The organism is Kitasatospora sp. NPDC059160 (assembly GCF_042755465.1).
Taxonomy (GTDB): Bacteria; Actinomycetota; Actinomycetes; order Streptomycetales; family Streptomycetaceae; genus Kitasatospora.
Genome location: NZ_JBHZCN010000002.1, coordinates 108,268 through 124,238, shown reverse-complemented (window position 1 = coordinate 124,238; position 15,971 = coordinate 108,268). Strand labels below are relative to the sequence as shown.

18 protein-coding genes are annotated in these 15,971 nt (G+C 73.2%); 13 read left to right on the top strand and 5 right to left on the bottom strand.

Annotated features, from left to right (window positions below):
* Positions 1 to 43: 43 nt before the first annotated feature.
* Positions 44 to 346: a DUF3040 domain-containing protein gene (locus ACFXOZ_RS01585; RefSeq protein WP_380530183.1), complete on the bottom strand. Its 303-nt coding sequence runs from the start codon at positions 344 to 346 to the stop codon at positions 44 to 46.
* Positions 347 to 449: 103 nt separating this feature from the next.
* On the bottom strand, positions 450 to 1,799 hold the full coding sequence (locus ACFXOZ_RS01580) for a nucleotide disphospho-sugar-binding domain-containing protein (RefSeq protein WP_380586428.1): 1,350 nt from the start codon (positions 1,797 to 1,799) through the stop codon (positions 450 to 452).
* A gap of 437 nt (positions 1,800 to 2,236) precedes the next feature.
* Here ACFXOZ_RS01580 and ACFXOZ_RS01575 point away from each other — a divergent pair, with 437 nt between their 5' ends.
* Together ACFXOZ_RS01575 and ACFXOZ_RS01570 are read left to right on the top strand one after the other, a co-directional pair.
* Positions 2,237 to 4,102, top strand: coding sequence for a glycosyltransferase family 4 protein (locus ACFXOZ_RS01575; RefSeq protein ID WP_380530177.1), 1,866 nt, complete (start codon positions 2,237 to 2,239; stop codon positions 4,100 to 4,102).
* Positions 4,103 to 4,126: 24 nt separating this feature from the next.
* Positions 4,127 to 4,291 carry an FAD-dependent oxidoreductase gene (locus ACFXOZ_RS01570; RefSeq protein WP_380530174.1) on the top strand — a complete coding sequence of 55 codons (165 nt, stop codon included), beginning with the start codon at positions 4,127 to 4,129 and terminating at the stop codon, positions 4,289 to 4,291.
* A gap of 8 nt (positions 4,292 to 4,299) precedes the next feature.
* On the opposite strand, the gene ACFXOZ_RS01565 is transcribed toward ACFXOZ_RS01570, so the two are convergent.
* Positions 4,300 to 5,814, bottom strand: a complete 1,515-nt coding sequence (locus tag ACFXOZ_RS01565) for a cryptochrome/photolyase family protein (RefSeq protein WP_380530171.1) — start codon at positions 5,812 to 5,814, stop codon at positions 4,300 to 4,302.
* A complete protein-coding gene (locus ACFXOZ_RS01560) occupies positions 5,811 to 6,344 on the bottom strand; it encodes a DUF4383 domain-containing protein (RefSeq protein ID WP_380530168.1) in 534 nt (177 codons plus the stop codon). Before ACFXOZ_RS01560 ends, ACFXOZ_RS01565 begins: the two co-directional genes overlap by 4 nt.
* A 194-nt stretch (positions 6,345 to 6,538) precedes the next feature.
* On the opposite strand from ACFXOZ_RS01560, the gene ACFXOZ_RS01555 reads away from it, so the two are divergent.
* From ACFXOZ_RS01555 to ACFXOZ_RS01515, 9 genes are all read left to right on the top strand, one after another.
* Entirely contained in the window at positions 6,539 to 7,219 is a 681-nt protein-coding gene (locus ACFXOZ_RS01555; RefSeq protein WP_380586425.1) for a sigma-70 family RNA polymerase sigma factor, read from the top strand.
* Complete coding sequence (locus ACFXOZ_RS01550) at positions 7,216 to 7,701, top strand: DUF427 domain-containing protein (protein WP_380530162.1); 486 nt, start codon at positions 7,216 to 7,218, stop codon at positions 7,699 to 7,701. Before ACFXOZ_RS01555 ends, ACFXOZ_RS01550 begins: the two co-directional genes overlap by 4 nt.
* Before the next feature lie 238 nt (positions 7,702 to 7,939).
* Entirely contained in the window at positions 7,940 to 8,158 is a 219-nt protein-coding gene (locus ACFXOZ_RS01545) for a hypothetical protein (RefSeq protein ID WP_380530159.1), read from the top strand.
* Positions 8,152 to 9,201: a MerR family transcriptional regulator gene (locus ACFXOZ_RS01540; protein WP_380530154.1), complete on the top strand. Its 1,050-nt coding sequence runs from the start codon at positions 8,152 to 8,154 to the stop codon at positions 9,199 to 9,201. The genes ACFXOZ_RS01545 and ACFXOZ_RS01540 overlap by 7 nt, the downstream gene beginning before the upstream one ends.
* A 10-nt stretch (positions 9,202 to 9,211) precedes the next feature.
* Positions 9,212 to 9,553, top strand: a complete 342-nt coding sequence (locus ACFXOZ_RS01535) for a glycosyltransferase (protein ID WP_380586530.1) — start codon at positions 9,212 to 9,214, stop codon at positions 9,551 to 9,553.
* On the top strand, positions 9,553 to 10,416 hold the full coding sequence (locus ACFXOZ_RS01530) for a 5'-3' exonuclease H3TH domain-containing protein (protein WP_380586422.1): 864 nt from the start codon (positions 9,553 to 9,555) through the stop codon (positions 10,414 to 10,416). Before ACFXOZ_RS01535 ends, ACFXOZ_RS01530 begins: the two co-directional genes overlap by 1 nt.
* Before the next feature lie 8 nt (positions 10,417 to 10,424).
* A complete protein-coding gene (locus ACFXOZ_RS01525; RefSeq protein WP_380586420.1) occupies positions 10,425 to 11,030 on the top strand; it encodes a PIG-L deacetylase family protein in 606 nt (201 codons plus the stop codon).
* Positions 11,031 to 11,082: 52 nt separating this feature from the next.
* Entirely contained in the window at positions 11,083 to 11,676 is a 594-nt protein-coding gene (folE, locus tag ACFXOZ_RS01520) for a GTP cyclohydrolase I (protein ID WP_380586417.1), read from the top strand.
* A gap of 34 nt (positions 11,677 to 11,710) precedes the next feature.
* Positions 11,711 to 12,133, top strand: coding sequence for a hypothetical protein (locus ACFXOZ_RS01515; protein WP_380586414.1), 423 nt, complete (start codon positions 11,711 to 11,713; stop codon positions 12,131 to 12,133).
* A gap of 102 nt (positions 12,134 to 12,235) precedes the next feature.
* Here the strand turns inward: ACFXOZ_RS01515 and ACFXOZ_RS01510 are convergent, their stop codons facing one another.
* Positions 12,236 to 12,952 (bottom strand): flavodoxin family protein, encoded by a 717-nt coding sequence (locus ACFXOZ_RS01510; RefSeq protein ID WP_380586411.1) that lies wholly within the window; start codon positions 12,950 to 12,952, stop codon positions 12,236 to 12,238.
* A 210-nt stretch (positions 12,953 to 13,162) separates the two neighbouring features.
* Here ACFXOZ_RS01510 and ACFXOZ_RS01505 point away from each other — a divergent pair, with 210 nt between their 5' ends.
* Positions 13,163 to 13,516 (top strand): hypothetical protein, encoded by a 354-nt coding sequence (locus ACFXOZ_RS01505; RefSeq protein ID WP_380586408.1) that lies wholly within the window; start codon positions 13,163 to 13,165, stop codon positions 13,514 to 13,516.
* Positions 13,517 to 13,531: 15 nt separating this feature from the next.
* A complete protein-coding gene (locus tag ACFXOZ_RS01500) occupies positions 13,532 to 15,925 on the top strand; it encodes an SAM-dependent methyltransferase (RefSeq protein ID WP_380586405.1) in 2,394 nt (797 codons plus the stop codon).
* The last annotated feature ends 46 nt before the right edge of the window (positions 15,926 to 15,971 follow it).

Here is a 15,971-nt window from a genome sequence, read left to right as displayed (position 1 = left end):
CCCGGCTCGTGGCGGCCGTTCGCGGGAACGCGGAGCGGGCAGGTCAGACCGTGCGAAGTGCCGCGAGTCGTCGGAAGACGAGCGCCATCATGAGTGCGCCTGTGGCTGCACCCGCTGCGGCCATCGGCGTGGCCGGTCCGCCCGTGCTCGCACACAGCGCGGCGAATGCGGTCAGGGTGGCCAGCGCTGCGGCCAGGGCGGCGAGGAGCCGGGGGCGGTGACCGATCCGCGTCAGGATCGAAGGCCGACGCCCGAGCAGACGGTCGAGAGCCGGGTCGTCGCGGCGTAGGTGCTGCTCGATGCCGTTCAGCAGGTGTCGCTCTCTGTCGGTCAACGGTGCGTTCACGGTGCTGCCGCCTCTCATCCGCCGGTCCTCGTCCAGCCTCCGCCGGTCCTGGCGCGTCGCCAGTCGCAGCGTTTGGCACATCGACCGTTGCGGGGCGCGGTCTTCAGCAGTGGGAGGGCATGTGCCGCAGGAGGGAGGACGCCGCCCACTCGGGGCCCCGCGGGCGCACACGGGCGCTGAGCTCTGCGGTGCCGCGGGCCTGTCCGTCGAGCAGGGCCGCGACGGCGGTGCCGGCGGATTCCGGTGTGAGCGTGTTGGGGTCGAGGCAGCGGCCGAGGGCGGCGCGTTCGGCGTCGTGCGCGATGGCGAACTGGTCGCTGGAGAAGGGCAGCACCAGGGCGGGCACGCCGGCGTGCAGGCACTCCGTGAAGGAGTTGTTCCCGCCGTGGTGGACCATGGCGGCGGCGTACGGGAGCAACTCCTGCTGCGGAATGGCGGGTGCGACCTCCAGCCGCCCGGCCGGCGCCTCCCGCAGCAGCGGGTGGGCGGTGAGCTCGGCGAGGTGGTCGCCGGCGGCCACGATCACCGAGGCCGGTGTGTGCCGCAGGATCCCGGCGGTCGCGGTGGCCAGGACGTCGTGGCGGGCGGACAGGAACGTCCCCAGGGCGACGAGCGTCAGTGGGCGACCCGCCGCCGTCAGGCGTGTGACCGCGTTGCGCCAGTGCCCGTCCAGCGGGGCGGTGCCGGTGTGCGGCAACAGGTGGCCCGCGTAGATGGCCTTGGGCCCGGGCGGAGCGGGCGGCAGCCAGGGCAGAAGCGGGTAGTTGAAGACGACGGCGTGCGGTGAGCAGAGCGCGCAGGCACGGCCGGGTTCCGGCCGGTCGGGGGCGTGGCGGCGGGTCGTCGCCCGGAAGACCCGGGTGAAGGACGCGTCGTTGGCCGCTACCGCGGCGCGCAGCCGGCCGAGGTCGGCGGTGTCCGGGCGCAGGGTGTCGGGCCAGGCGTACGGCAGGCCGAAGTGGGCGTCGGGGGTGGCGGGCAGGTAGCTGGGGTGGCCGGGGCAGAACGTGGCGTAGGGCAGGCCGAGGCAGTGCAGGGCGAGGGTGGCGCTGTAGGCGAGCTGGTCGACGAGGTACCAGTCGGGGCGTACCGCGGTGTCGAGGGCGCCGAGCTCGTTCAGGACGCGCTCGGGGTCGGGGAGCATGTCGTCGGCGCGGTGGCGGGCCTGGGCGAGGAGGGTCGCGGTCGGTCCGTGGTGGGTGGCGGCGAGGAACTCGCGCAGGCGGCCAGCCTCGGTGCGGCCCTGGCGGGTCGTCTCGGCGATGCCGTGGTTGGCGTTGCGGGTGACGGCGAGTTCGGCGAAGCCGAGGCCGCTGCGGGCGGCGAGTTCGGCGAACGCGCCGGTGCAGGCGAAGTCGACGCGGGTGCCGTGCCGGGCCAGCGCGGCGCCGAGGGCGGCGAGCGGGCGGGCGTGGGAGTGGAAGGGCGGGCTGATCACGACGACGCGGGCCATGGTGTCCTCCGTCGGGGGCCGTGGGTTCGCGTGCGGCTTCGATGATGCCAGCAATCCCGGGGCAGCCGCGGACCTTGCCGGCCGCGCGACCGCGTCCCTGCCGCTCTCCTGCGGCCCGTGCGGGTGGAGGGGCGCCCGGATCCAATCCGTTCGGCCACCGGTCTCCGAAAAGGAGGCCGGAACGATCCGGCGGCTCGGGAGGACGGCCGATGACACACCACAGCACACCGACCACGACCCCGCAACCGTCGGGGGCCGATGGGGGCGACGCCAGGAGCCTGGCGGCGTGGCGCAGGTGCTACTGGACCCAGGACTTCGCTGCTGTGACCGGTGGCGACCTGCTCGGTCGGCTCGCGCGGGCCGAGTACGGGGGTTCGTGGGTCCACCCCGATGCGGTCCTGTCGGGCTCCGACCGGCGAGCGGCACGGCTTCGCCAGATGGCGCGGCACGAACGGGCCGCCCCGGCATGGATGCTGGCGGCCGCCGGGGCTGCGCCGGACCAGGCGGCGTGGGAGCGGACGGCACTCGCCGAGGCGTGGGAGCGCAGTGCCGGCCTTGATGAGGGGCTGACGGCGACCGCGGAGGTCCGTCGGCGCCTGCTGGCCGCCCCCGGTCCGGCGGAGACGGCGTTCCTGCTGGACATCGCCGACGCGAACGCCCTGCGGCCGCTCTCGGCCCGTGAGGTGATCAAGCTGAAACCCGCCGCGCGGGCGCACCTGCACGCACGGTGGCGCTACCTGTCGGGGGTACCGGGCGGTGATCTGGTGCTGCCGAGTCCGGAAACGGCCGAAGACGCCTACGAGCGGCTCCTGCTCGCGGCCTGCTGCGAGCGGGCACGCCCGGGGTCCCCGGCCGGACAGCGGTTCAGGACGGCGTTCGAGGCCCTGACTCAGCACTTCCGGGAATCCCTGGTGGTCGCACAGTCGATGCTGCTGGGCCGCCTCGAGGAGCCGGGCGCCGGACTCAGCGGCGGAATGAGCGTGCTGCTGACCGGACTCGGCGAGGCCCTGACGGCCGACGCACGCGTCGCGCGAGTCCTGACCCTCACCGCCACCCACCCAACTGAGTCACAACACCAGTCGCTGGTGGACGAGTTGAGTCCCGGGCACTGGCTCGTGCGGCTCCCCGTGGACACGCCGGGAACGCTCGATCCCGAGACCGCCGCCGCCCATCGGAGCGCCCTGGCCTGGTGGACCACCCGCGTCTTCGAGCTCCCGGGCGCCCGACCCGACATCACCCACGTCAGGTTCGCCGACGACGCGTCCCTCGCCGTCGCCCAGGCCACGCTGCGCCACGGCGCCAAGCTCGCGTTCACCGTCACCCCCGACCCGCACCGTTCCATGGACGAACGGCACGCCGGCACAGAGCCGGTCCACACCGACGACGCGGGCCGCGCGCTGCGCCTGGACCTGCACCGGGTCTTCGTCGCCGACCGTCTCGTGGCCCGCGCCGACCTGCTCGTGGCCATGCCCGGCCGGTCCGGGACCGAGGAACTCCACACGCACTTCCCGCAGTTGCGGGGCCGCGCGATCCACACGCTGCCCGAAGGCATCGCCCCCTTCCGCCCGGCCCCGCACGATGGCGCGACCGCACGCGCGATGCTCTCCCGGCTGTTCGCAGGCGGTGCGAACGCCGACGGACTGGACTCCGCGGACCGCGAACTGCCGCTGCTCCTGTGCGTGGGACGGCTCCACCCGGTCAAACAGCAGGAGCAGCTCGTGCGGGCCTGGATGCACGCCGGCCTGCACAACCGCTCGACCCTGTTGCTCGTCGGCGGGTCACTCAGGGAGCCGACCGCCGTCGAATCGGCGGTGCGAGGACGGGTGAGCGAGCTGCTGCGGTCGCAACCGGTCGCGATGCGCCGGGCGGCCCTGTGGCCGGCGCTGCCCAACCACCACGTGCGCCTGCTGGAGCGGCTCCTGGCGCAGGGGCGGTCTGGAGCAGCCCTGTACGTGTGCCCCAGCGCGAAGGAGGAGTTCGGACTGGCGGTGCTGGAGGCCATGGAGGCGGGCTTGCCCGTCGCCGCCCCGCGCCGCGGCGGCGCCTCCCACTACCTGCGTGACGGTGTCAACGGACGGCTCCTGGTCACCGAGTCGCCGCAGGGCCTGGCCGCAGGCCTGCAGTCCCTCCTGCGCACACCCGCGCCCGAGCTGGCGGCGATGGCGGCGGCCGGGGCGGCGACGGTCCGTGACCGGTTCGGCGTCGACACCATGGCCGAGTCCCTCGCGCACGCCTACCACGCCACCTGCCCGACGGGCCACCACCGCCCGCGGCGCAGCCCGCACTCGACGGAAAGCCGGTGAGCAGGGTGCGACGAGAGACAACCAGTGGACCCGGGCGCGGTCGGCGCGGGCCCGGCCGCGCCGGACCTGACCGCGGCCGGACGGGACGTCATGGTCGTGGAGGCCGCCGACGAGACGGGCGGACGGATGCGCACCGACGCGGTCCTCAGGCACGGATGCTCAAGGGGCGGGTACCTGAGCGGACGTTGAGCGGCGAGCTACGGCGGTGACTGGCCGCGGGCGCGTTCGGCGGCCAGGAGTTCCGGCAGGCCGTCCAGTCGGCGCAGGCCGGCGGCGGCCTGTGCGGTGCGGTGGTTGGCGGCGAGGAGGTCGTGGTGGCGGTGGACGAAGGCCCAGTAGCCGGTGGTGAAGGGGCAGGCACGCTCGCCGAGTCGTTCGGTGGGCCGGTAGCGGCACGGGCGGCAGTGGTCGCTCATCCGGTTCAGGTAGGCGCCGCCCGCCGCGTAGGGCTTGGTGGTGATCAGTCCGCCGTCGGCGAACTGGGACATGCCGACGACGTTGGCGGTCATCACCCAGTCGTAGCCGTCCACGAAGCAGCGGTGGAACCAGTCGGTGAGTTCGCGCGGGTCCCAGCCGTGCTGCAAGGCCCAGTTGCCGAGCACCATCAGCCGGGGGATGTGGTGCACCCAGCCGTGGTCGCGGACCTCGGCGAGGACGCGGGCCAGGCAGCGGGCGGTGACGGCGTCGGCGTCGAGGTCGCGGAACCAGGCCGGCAGCGGCTCGTGGTGGCCGAGGCGGTTGGCGTCGCGGTAGCCCTCGCCGAGGTGCCAGTACAGCTGCCAGACGTACTCGCGCCAGCCGGCGACCTGCCGTACGAAGCCCTCCGCGCTGTTGAGCGGCACCTGCCCCGCCCGGTAGGCGGCCTCGGCGGCGCGCACGCACTCGCCCGGGTCGAGCAGGCCGAGGTTGAGCGGGACGGACAGCGCGCTGTGGGCCAGCCACGGGTCGGCGTGGAGCATGGCGTCCTCGTACCGGCCGAAGTCGCGGAGTCGGTGGGTGACGAAGTGCGCGAGTGCCCGTTCGGCCTCCGCGCGGGTCGCGGCGAAGCGGCGCGGGCCGTCCCGGCCGACGAAGGCGACCTCGCCCGCGCGTTCCCAGCGGTCCAGGTCGGCCCGGACCTGCTCGTCGATCCCGTCCTCCTCGGGCGCGAAGGGCGGCGGCAGTGGGAGGGCGGCGGCTCCCCTGGGCGGTGGCTCGCGGTTGTCCCGGTCGAGGTTCCAGCGGCCGCCGGCCGGGCTGCCGTCCGGTTCCAGCAGCAGGTGCTCGGCGCGGCGCACCCGGTGGTAGAAGTCCTCCAGCAGCAGGCGCCGTTGCCCCGGCTCGCCGGCCCAGCGGCGGAAATCGGCGAAGGGGACGAGGAAGCCGCGCGGTGGCAGCACCGTCACCCGGGGGAGGCCGTCCACCAGGCCGAGGGCGGCTCGCGAGGTCGGGTGGCACACCGTAATCTGCTGCCGGCCCACCGCCCGGGCCAGGCCCTCCCGGTAGGTGTCGGCCTGGACGTAGCGCACCCGGTCCCCGAGGGCGGCCGCGGCATGGCGCATGGCCGAGAGCACCAGGTGGGCCTTGGCCCGGTGGAAACGCCGTCGGCGCAGCACGGACCGGGCCTCGATCATCACCACCGGGGCGTCCGGGTCCGGGCCGTCCTGCGCGGGGACGCGGAAGTGCGGCCCCAGCTGGTCGCCGAACACCCAGTGCGGGCGCGGGCCGCTCATACCGGACGCCCGGGCAGGAGGGCCCGTCCCGTCCCGCCGGGAAGGGCCGCGGCGCCGTCCCGAAGAGCCGGCCGCGGGTGGCGGTGACGCCAGTAGGGGTTGTCGAGCGGCAGCTTTCCGCTCACCCGCCCGTACATGCCGAAGGTGGCGATCACCAGCCCCATGACGAAACTGAACAGCACGTTCGGCATGCGGAAGGCCAGGATGTTCGCCGACGAGTCCAGCAGCGCCAGGTTGACGAAGCCGCTGAGGACGAACAGCGTGCCCACGGTGATGTTGATCGTGGAGGCGGTGTTCCCGCCGATCAGCGCGCCGACGACGAGCACCACGGCGGTCACCACCGACACGAGACTGAGCAGACCATTGCTGGAGAGACCGGCAATCCTCTCACCGGAGGTGCTGAAGAAGGACAGCCCGTCCACCAGGCCGAGAGCGCCGAACACGAACAGGGCCGCACCGCACAGTCCGGCGCCGGCACGGTAGACCTGGGACAGACGGTGATCGACCGGCAGTTCATCGTGCAGTTTCATGGTCGGCTCCACTTCTCGGTCATCGGGTGGGCGCGAGGCACGCGGCCTCCCCCGCAGATTCGGCCGCCGCAACCGGCCGCAACAGTTGCAGCGGTACCGCACCGTTTACCGGACGGACGGGTTCCCGGCTGGATCAAAACGCTGCACAAACGCTTCGACTTCTCTCCCGTGCCGAATCGCTGCACCGTGACGGCGTGACCTCACCATGGCAAGGTCGTGTCGGCAGTGCCCCCGGCGCCAGCAGGGTGCCGAAGGCCTCCGATCTACGTCCTCTCGTGGAGCGTTCGGCGCGCGGCGACGAGCGTGCGTTCGAACGTGTGTATCCCACGGTCGCCGCACCGGTGTACGGAGTCGCACTGCGGACGCTGCGCAGCCCCGCACACGCCGAGGAGGTCGCCCAGGAGGTCCTGCTGGAGATGCGGCGCACTGCCGCGGTCTACCGGCCTGAGCGGGGGTCGGTGATGACGTGGGCGCTGACGATTGCGCATCACCGTGCGGTGGATCGAGTGCGCTGCGTCCGGGCGGCTGCCGAGCGGGACCACCGTGTCGCGGCTCGCGGGCCTGTGCCGAGCGATACGCCGGAGGAGCAGGTGGTCCGCTCCCTGGACCGGCTGCGGGTCAGGTCTGCCCTCGCGGAGCTGAGTTCGGCGCAACGCGAGGCGATGGTGCTGGCCTACTACGGCGGGTACTCACATCGGGAGATCGCGCAGCGGACCCGCGTGCCCCTGGGTCCTGTCAAGACCCGCATCCGCGACGCGCTCATTCGGCTCAGGGCCGCCTTCGACGTTGGCTCCGACCTCCCGTGCACGAGGCAAGCGCGCGCCGGGCTGCGGGCCTGGCCCGGGTCCAACCGTCTGACGGGGGCGGGACGATGACGGTGGCAGGTCGCGGTACGGAGTCGGTGTGGGACTACCCGCGGCCTCCGGCGGTCCGCTCCGCCCGCGGCCGGCTCGTCGAGGTGCGGTTCGCCGGGAAGCTGGTGGCGTCCACGACGCAGGCGGTGCGGGTGCTGGAGACGAGCCACCCGCCGGTGTTCTACCTGCCGCCCGACGACGTCGCCACCGAACTGCTGAGCCCCGCCGACGGTGAGAGCGTGTGCGAGTGGAAGGGCCGGGCCCGCTACTGGGACCTGAGGGTGGGCTCCCGGGCGGCGGTGCGGGCGGCGTGGAGCTACCCGCATCCGCTCCCCGGGTACCGGGAACTGCGCGGCATGCTGGCGTTCTACCCGGGACGGGTGGACCTCTGCACCGTCGACGGCGAGGCCGTGCACGCCCAGGACGGCGACTTCTACGGAGGGTGGATCACCCGGGAGATCACCGGCCCGTTCAAGGGCGGGCATGGCACCTCGGGCTGGTAGGCGACGTGTCGAGCACCGCCGAGTACGACGGAACCGGGTTCCGGTGGCGGTGCGCAAACGCTGCGGCTGGGGACAGGGAGCAGGCAGACGCACAATGGAGACGTTGAACCGCCGGACCTGCGACGGGCCCGAAGGGCTTCGGGCAGGCCCGAGTTCGCTCCGGGCCGACGCGCACCGTACCGGCCGGGCTCGCATCCAATCGGATCGCCCGCACCACCGCAGACAGCGGGAGGACATCATGACCACCTACCACCAACTCCCCGCCGGCGGGCGCCCGCAGCCCGTGAGCCCGCCCACCGAGACGCCCGAGTGCGAGGCCTCGACCTGCGCGGGCATCTCCACCCCGGAGTCGGTCGAGCTGCACACGGCCTGGCCGGGCTGGATCCCGCTGCTGGTCATCGCCGCCATGGTGGTGTGCTGCGTGGGCTTCGCCGTGGGGCGGATCGCCGGATGGTGACCGTGTCTCCGGGCCACGCTGCCGGACTGCCCGTCGGGGCGGAGCCCGCGGCGTCGGACTCCGTCTCCGGTCCGCTGGAGGACGTGGGGCTGCCGACCGGCGGTGTGGCCCGGCGACTGGGGGTTTCACCCACCACCGTCCGTTCCTGGGAGCGCCGCTACGGCATCGGTCCTGCCCACCGCGAGGCCGGACACCACCGGCGCTGGAACCAGCAGGACATCGCGGTCCTGGAGACGATGTGCCGCCTGACAGCACGCGGGGTACCGCCGGGCGAGGCCGCCCGCGCGGCCCTGGCCGAACGCGACGGCAGTCCGCATCCCGCCCCTGGCAGGCCCGAAGCGAACTCCCGGGGCCGCAACCGGCCCGGCCCCGGCCCGGGTGGAAGCCGCGCCCTGGGGGTCGGGACGGTACGCCCTGAGTGCCGGGGCCTGGCCCGGGCGGCGGTGCGGCTCGACGCGCCGGAGATTTCCAGGATCCTCCGGGAAGCGCTGGAAACGCTGGGGGTGGTCGACGCGTGGACGGACGTCATGATGCCCGCCCTTCGTGCCGCGGGCCGCAAGTGGGCGGCGGACGGCGAGCAGTACGTCGAGGTCGAGCACCTGCTGTCCTGGCACGTCTCCAGTGCCCTGCGGAGCGTGGCCGTGGGCGCGTACACCGCCCGGCGGACAAGGACTGTCCTGCTGACCGCGACTCCCCTCGAACTGCATACCCTCCCCCTGGAAGCGACGGCCGCGGCGCTGACCGAGCGCGCGGTCGCCTTCCGCATGCTGGGCGCGGCCGTCCCGCACCGGGCCCTGCTGGACGCCGTCCACCGGATCGGCCCGGGGGCCGTGATGATCTGGTCCCAGGACCGGCACACCGCGGACCGCGAGCTGGTACGCACGGTCAGCGACAGCGCGTGGGGCCCGCACGGCTCCCGCGGCGGGGCGGTGGTCGTCGCCGCCGGTCCCGGCTGGGCCCGCAACCAGCCGCCGAGCGGCGCAGCCCGCCCCGCCACCCTCGCGGAGGCCGTCGACCTCCTCGAACAGGCCGTCACCCACTGACGCCCGGCCGCTGACCCCGTCCGCGGTACTGCCCTGGCTCGCCCAGGCCGCCGTGGTGATCGTCCCCAGTCACAAGGAGACCTTCGGCCTGGTGGCGCTGGAGGCCATGAGCGTCGGCACCCCGGTCGTCGCCTACCGGGTCGGCAACCTTCCTACCCTGATCGGCCCGACCGGCCACGGCGACCACCTCCTCGTCGACCACGGTGAAGGCCCGGCCGCACTCCACAAGGCGGCACGAACCCTCCTGGAAGATGACGTACTGTACGTCGCGACTACACAGACCGTGTATCGGCGGGCGGCTCAGTTCGAGCCCCGCCGAATCGCTGACTTCTTCATGGAGGCGGTGTCGTGATGCCCGAAACCCCAGCAACCCCTGCCCCGTTGCTGCTCGTCGACGGGTTCAACCTTCTGTGGGCCGGCACCTTCGGCTTCCCCGCGCCGATCCACTCCCGCGACAAGACCCGCGAGCTGACCGGCCTGTTCGCCTTCTTCGCCCTGCTGCGCGCGGCGATCCGCGACGACGTCGACGTCGCGCCCCCTGAGGTCCTGGTCGTCTTCGACGGCGAGCACGGCTCCGCCGAGCGCGTGGCCGCCGACCAGGAGTACAAGGCGAACCGGGAGGCGACACCGGAGGCACTCAAGCCGCTGCAGTTCCTCGCCCCGGTGAAGGACGGCTTGGACGCACTCGGGATCCGGTGGGCCGAGGTCGAGAACGCCGAGGCCGACGACGTCATCGCCACCCTCGCCACCCGGGCCGCCGCTTCCCGACCGGTCCTAATCATGTCGCGGGACATGGACTTCTACCAGCTCCTCGACGACCGTGTGCGCATCCTCAACCGCTCCCGGAAGTCGTCCCAGCGGATCATCACTGCCGACGAGGTCGTCGCCCGCTTCGGCGTCACCCCGGCCCAGTGGCCGGCCTTCCGCGCCCTGACCGGCGACAAGTCCGACAACATCCCCGGCGTCCGCGGCGTCGGCCCTAAGGTCGCCGCCACCCTGCTGCGTGGCGGCATGCTGCTGCACGGCCTGCCCGGCTCCGGGCGGCTGACCGGCGCCGAGGGCACCGCGATCACCACCGCCTGGGCCGACGTGCTCCGCTGGGAGGCGATGATCACGGTCCGCCGCGACGTGGACGCGCCCGTAGCCCTCCGCGGCGAGGCCAGCCCCCAGCTGCCGAAGCCCGCCGACGTCGTCGAGAAGCTGGGGCTGTGGTGACCGGCGCCTTGCCAGGCTCGATCCTGGCCGCCTTCGCGCACCCCGACGACGCCGAGCTGTGGGCAGGCGCCACCCTCGCCCTCCACGCCAGGTACGCCGTCGTCACCGTCGTCGTCCCGCACCGAGACGACGTCCGTGACGCCGAAGCCCGCAAGGGCGCCGCGGCGCTCAGCGCCGACCTGCGCCAGGTCCCCCAGCTCGACCACGCCACCGTGCAGCAGCAGCTGCTGGAGGCGCAGCCGGACATCGTCATCACCCACCCGCTGGGCGATGTCCATCCCGAGCACCGGGCGGTCGCCGCCACCGTGCTCGCCGCCGTCCCCGAGCCCAGGATCGCCACGGGCCGGCCGAGCCGCTTCTACACCTGCGACACCTACAACTCGCTCACCCTCGACGGACCGGTGCGCGCCGACGTGATCGTCGACGCCACCGCGACCTTCGATACCAAGATGGCGGCGCTGCGCGAGCACGCGAGCCAGCCGATCGAGCAGCACTTCGGGCCCATGGCCGAGACCCTCGGCCGGCTGTGGGGCGCCCGCATCGGCACCCGGTACGCGGAGGCGTTCACTGCCGTACCGATCCTCGGCTGCCTGCCCGGCGCCACCCACCTCTGACACACCGCACTTCGCGGCCCCTCCACCGTCAACTCACCCCCGAGGGATGACTATGACGTCCATACCCGTGCAAGCCCAGCGCCGCCCAGTCGACCGCCCGCGCGTCGCAGAGCTGACCCGCCAGCTGTTGCACGCCCTCGGCGAAGACCCCGACCGCGACGGCCTCAGGGACACGCCCCGCCGAGTCGCCGACTGGTGGGGAGAGTTCCTCGACCACGACCCCGGCCGGCTCGACACCAGCTTCGCCCACGAGCGCCAGTACGGCGACTTCGTCCTGCTGACCGGCATCGAGGCGTGGAGCGTCTGCGAGCACCACCTGCTCCCGTTCCGCCTCGACGTCTCCATCGCCTACGTGCCGGCCACCACCGTCATCGGCCTGTCCAAGCTGGTCCGGCACTTGGAGGCCCATAGCCACGCCCTCCAGCTCCAGGAACGCATCACCCACGATGTCGCCCACGACCTCGCCAAGGCCGCCGGGACCGATGACGTCGCCGTCTACACCGCCGGCGAGCACCTGTGCATGAGCATGCGCGGCGTCAAGGCCACCTCGGTCCGTACCACCACCATGTGCCGACTCGGTCGCACCGAGAGCGACCCCGACCTGGCCACCCGCATCGAACGCCTCGCGCTCCCCGTCCGCCCCTGACCACCTCCCACCCTCGGCACACCAGGAACCCACCGTGCCTGTCCACACCTTCACCCTCACGGCCTCGCTGGGCACCGACGCGGCGACGGCCGAGGTCTGGCAGCAGTTGAAGGCCTCTCCACCGGCCGGCTGCACCTACGACTCCGAGGTCCTCCCCCAGACCCCCGGGCTGCACTGCGAGCGTGCGGCCCACACCCGGCTGGAGGCCGTGTTCGCCGTCGTCGGCGAGGTCGACGCCTCCCACGGCCTCCTCCTGGACGACCTGGGCGTGGAGAACCTCTCCGAGTGGATCGGCGACGACGCGGACCAGCCCGACGGCCTCACCGGGATCTACGCGGCCGACACCGCCGCTCAGGCCCTGCTCCTGGCGATCGACCGCCTCCGGCGCCGTGGTCACACCGCCGACAGCATCAAGGCGTCCATGGACCTGGTCATCGGCAGGTCTCTCACCTCGTGATCACCAGGCCATAGGCATACCGACGCTGGCACCTCAAGACACCCAACCTGCCAGCTCGCGACGGCCGCAGCCACCTGCTCCTGGCTCAATACCGCCAGCGGTTCAGCGGTGCTCGGGGTTCTCGAAGTCGAAGCGGCAGCCGGCGTCCCACTCGGAGCGCTGGTTGCCGTGGGCCGGGATGCCGCCGGCATCCTTGAGCATCCTGGCCAGGTGGAGCTGGTTCCAGGTCATGAAGGTGGTGTTGCGGTTGGTGAAGTCGTTCTCCGGGCCGCCGGAGCCGGGATCGAGGTAGGACGGCCCGGGCCCGGCCTCGCCGACCCAGCCCGCGTCGGCCTGCGGCGGGATGACGTAGCCCAGGTGCTGGAGGCTGTAGAGGACGTTCATCGCGCAGTGCTTGGCGCCGTCCTCGTTACCCGTGATCAGACAGCCGCCGACCCGGCCGTAGTAGGCGTACTGACCCTCGGAGTTGAGGATCGACGAGCAGGCGTACAAACGCTCAATGACCTTCTTCATCACGGACGAGTTGTCTCCCAGCCACACAGGACCAGCTAACGTCAAGATGTCCGCGCTCATCACCTGGGAGTAAATGACGGGCCACTCGTCGGTCTCCCAACCGTGTTCGGTCATGTCCGGCCAGACGCCGGTGGCGATGTCGAGGTCGACGGCGCGGAGGACGTCAACGGCCACGCCCTGACGTTGCAGGATGCCGGTGGAGACGTCGATCAGGCCCTGGGTGTGGCTGCGCTCCGGGGAGCGCTTGAGGGTGCAGTTGATCACCAGGGCGCGCAGGTCGGCGTACGACGTCGTCGGGTCCGGCACGGACTCCTCCTCCAGATGTTGTCGGAGACCCGTCGGCCCACGAGCTCCCCTCCCAGCTCACCAGCCCGACGGAGCGGGCGCTCGCGGAGCTGGGCCGGTTGCCTGACGGCGGGGCCCCGCCCGGGGTCGGGTCGGGACCTCGGCCCCTGTTCGACCGAACGCCTGATCAGTAGCATGAACTCGCCTTCCACCATGGCCCCGAGGGGACGAGTGACCGCCGTGCTCACGCTCACCACGAACAGCCTGCCCGTCGACGTCGTGGACATCGACGTGGACTTCGACCTCACCCTGGCCGGTGACACCGCTGCGGACACCGCTACGGACCTCGCTGCCACCGGGGCACTGCCGCAGAGCCCCATGCCGCAGGTCACCCAGATGGATCCGCTGCCGCCGCAGGTCACCCAGATGGGCTTCGACCTCGACACCACCACCGCCCTGGCGGAGCCCGCACCGCAGGTGGTGCAGACGTACGTCCAGCTCGACCCGCCGCTCCTGGTCGACGCGCTGACTCCGCTGGTCACCGTCGCAGCCACCGAGGGTGCCCACGCCCCCGACACCGTCTGAGGCCGCGCCGCACGCATGGACCACGACCTGCCCTCCGGCCATCACTACACCCGCCCCTTCGACCGCTTCCCGTCCCGGCACGAGCACCAGGAGCGGTGGGCCGAACTGACCCGCGCGATCGCCGCCGCCGGCCCGCCCGGCGGTGAATCCGGCCGTGAATCCTGTGATGAATACGGTGGCGCCAAGGGCGAGTTGACGGTGCTCGGATCGGGCATCGAGGCGGCCGGGTTCACCCGGGCCGACGAGCGCCTGCTCCGCGAGGCCGACCACGTCTTCCACTGCGTGGCGGACCCGGCCACCGTGGTCCGGATCAACGCCTGGCGCCCGGACGCCTACGACCTCGGCGTCCTCTACGACGACGCCAAGGACCGCTACCTGACGTACGTCCAGATGTCCGAGGCCGTGCTGCACTTCGTCCGCGCGGGGCGGCGGGTGGCCGCGGTCTTCTACGGCCACCCGGGCATCTTCGTGCTCTCCTCCCACCGCGCCGTCCGGATCGCCCGCCGAGAGGGGCACCGCGCCGTGATGCGGCCCGGCATCAGCGCCCTCGACGTGCTCTGCGCCGACCTCGGGGTGGACCCGAGCACCCCCGGCATGCAGACCTTCGAGGCATCCGACCTGCTGATCCGCGGCAGGCGCATCGACCCGGGCCTGCACCTGGTGCTCTGGCAGGTCGGCGTCGTCGGCGAACTCGACTACCAGCGCGCCGGGTTCACCAACCGGCACCTGCCCGTCCTGCTGGACCGGCTGGAGGAGGTCTACGGGCCGGACCACACCGTGGTCAACTACATCGGCGCCCGCTACCGCGGCCTCGAACCCGTCACCGCCGAGCACACCGTCGCCGCCCTGCGCGACCCGGCCGTGCAGCGCACCGTCACCAGCGCCTCCACCTGGTACCTGGCCCCCACCGCCGCCGCACCGGCCGACCCCCAGGTGCTCCGCCGCCTCGGCCTGCTCCAGCCCGGCCAGACCGTCCGCCCGCCCGACGGGCCGCTGCGCACCATCGACGAGTACGGCCCGCGCGAACGCGCCGCCCTCGACGGCTTCGCCGACTTCCGCATTCCGGCTGCGTACCACTGGCAGGAGGACACGCCCGGCGCCCGCTTCGTCCTCGCCCTCGGCGAGGACAGCGCCCTGCGCGCACGCTACGTCCGTGAGCCCGCGGCCGCCGTCGCCGACTGGGCGCCACCGGAGCTCGGCGCGGCCGAACGCGCCCTGCTGGCGCGGCGCGAGGACCTCGCCCTCCAGGCCGCAGCCCGTGGCCTACGGCACCGGCCCACCCCGGAGGCCGCGCGGCGGCTGCGCACCCTGCTCACCCGCAAGTCCGAGGCGCGCGCACTGCTGCGGGACGGCATCACGGCCTGGCTGTCGCTCCGCCAGGACCTGGAATCCGTTCTGGACGACGCCCTCTACCCCTGGACCGGCCTGTACGGCACGCCGGACGGCGAACTCTCCGTCTACGTCCTGGGCCGCGCGACCGACCCGCCCCGACACCGGGTCCACATCGACGGCCGCCGGATCGCCGACCCGCGCTACGAGCGCGGCGTGCTGCGCTGGCGCGAGCCGGACGGCAGCGGCGGCGAACTGCGCACCGAGTTCGGCCGGGACGGCCGGCGCCGACTCGTCGGCACCGTCAGCGCTACCGGTGTCGGCGGTACTGCGGGCTCCGTCACGCGCGCTGTCCGCCTGACGGAATACCCGCTGCCGGAGACCCCGCCGCTCGCCGACCTGGTGGGCGGGTACCGAGCCGGTGGCGTCCGGGTGGACGTGGTGTCCGACGCCCCCGGCGCGCTCCCGCGCCTGCACGTCAGCGTCGACGGCGACCCCGTCACCGCGGCGGTGCTGCTCGGCCCGGCGGGCTTCGAAGTGACGGGCTTCGAGGTGGCGGACTTCGAGGTGGACGTGGTCACCGTCCCCTTCGACCAGTCGCTGCCGGACGTGCCGCCCTGCCTGTACGGCGACTACCGGCTGCGGCTGCCGTCCCGGCCGGACACCGGCGCCCACCTGCGGGTCGCGGTGGACGGCGTCACCCTCGACGGACAGCCCGTGCCCAAGGCCGGGTCGAGCGGCCGGCGTCTCGGCTGGCAGGACGGCCCGGCCCCGGTGCCCGGCGCCGAGCTCACCCTGCTGCTCGACCCGATCACCCTCCACCCGATGCTGCACGGCACCGGCCGGACCGCGGACGGCACGCCGTTCCCGCTGGTCGGCATGGTCCCGGTCGAGGCCGAGGCCGCCCGGCGGCTCGCCGCCCGGCCCCGGTTCGGCATCCCACCCGGCCCCTGGGCCCACCTGACCGCGCTCGCCGCCGAGGCCGGCCAGGACGGCGGGCTGTTCTGGTGGCACGGCTGGGAACAGTCGGCCACCGCCCTGCGGACCGTCCAGCTCGCCCTGTGGGAGAGCGAGCGGTAGGCGCGCCACCGCGCCGTCGGGCGCGTAGCACTCGGACCAGGTCAGG

Excerpts from the sequence above, each read along its gene's own strand:
- ACFXOZ_RS01575 (WP_380530177.1), top strand. The coding sequence starts at position 2,237 with ATGGCGCGGCACGAACGGGCCGCCCCGGCATGGATGCTGGCGGCCGCC.
- ACFXOZ_RS01530 (WP_380586422.1), top strand. The coding sequence starts at position 9,553 with ATGCCCGAAACCCCAGCAACCCCTGCCCCGTTGCTGCTCGTCGACGGG.
- ACFXOZ_RS01545 (WP_380530159.1), top strand. The coding sequence starts at position 7,940 with ATGACCACCTACCACCAACTCCCCGCCGGCGGGCGCCCGCAGCCCGTG.
- ACFXOZ_RS01540 (WP_380530154.1), top strand. The coding sequence starts at position 8,152 with ATGGTGACCGTGTCTCCGGGCCACGCTGCCGGACTGCCCGTCGGGGCG.
- ACFXOZ_RS01565 (WP_380530171.1), bottom strand. The coding sequence starts at position 5,814 with ATGAGCGGCCCGCGCCCGCACTGGGTGTTCGGCGACCAGCTGGGGCCG.
- folE (WP_380586417.1), top strand. The coding sequence starts at position 11,083 with ATGACGTCCATACCCGTGCAAGCCCAGCGCCGCCCAGTCGACCGCCCG.
- ACFXOZ_RS01550 (WP_380530162.1), top strand. The coding sequence starts at position 7,216 with ATGACGGTGGCAGGTCGCGGTACGGAGTCGGTGTGGGACTACCCGCGG.
- ACFXOZ_RS01580 (WP_380586428.1), bottom strand. The coding sequence starts at position 1,799 with ATGGCCCGCGTCGTCGTGATCAGCCCGCCCTTCCACTCCCACGCCCGC.
- ACFXOZ_RS01560 (WP_380530168.1), bottom strand. The coding sequence starts at position 6,344 with ATGAAACTGCACGATGAACTGCCGGTCGATCACCGTCTGTCCCAGGTC.
- ACFXOZ_RS01500 (WP_380586405.1), top strand. The coding sequence starts at position 13,532 with ATGGACCACGACCTGCCCTCCGGCCATCACTACACCCGCCCCTTCGAC.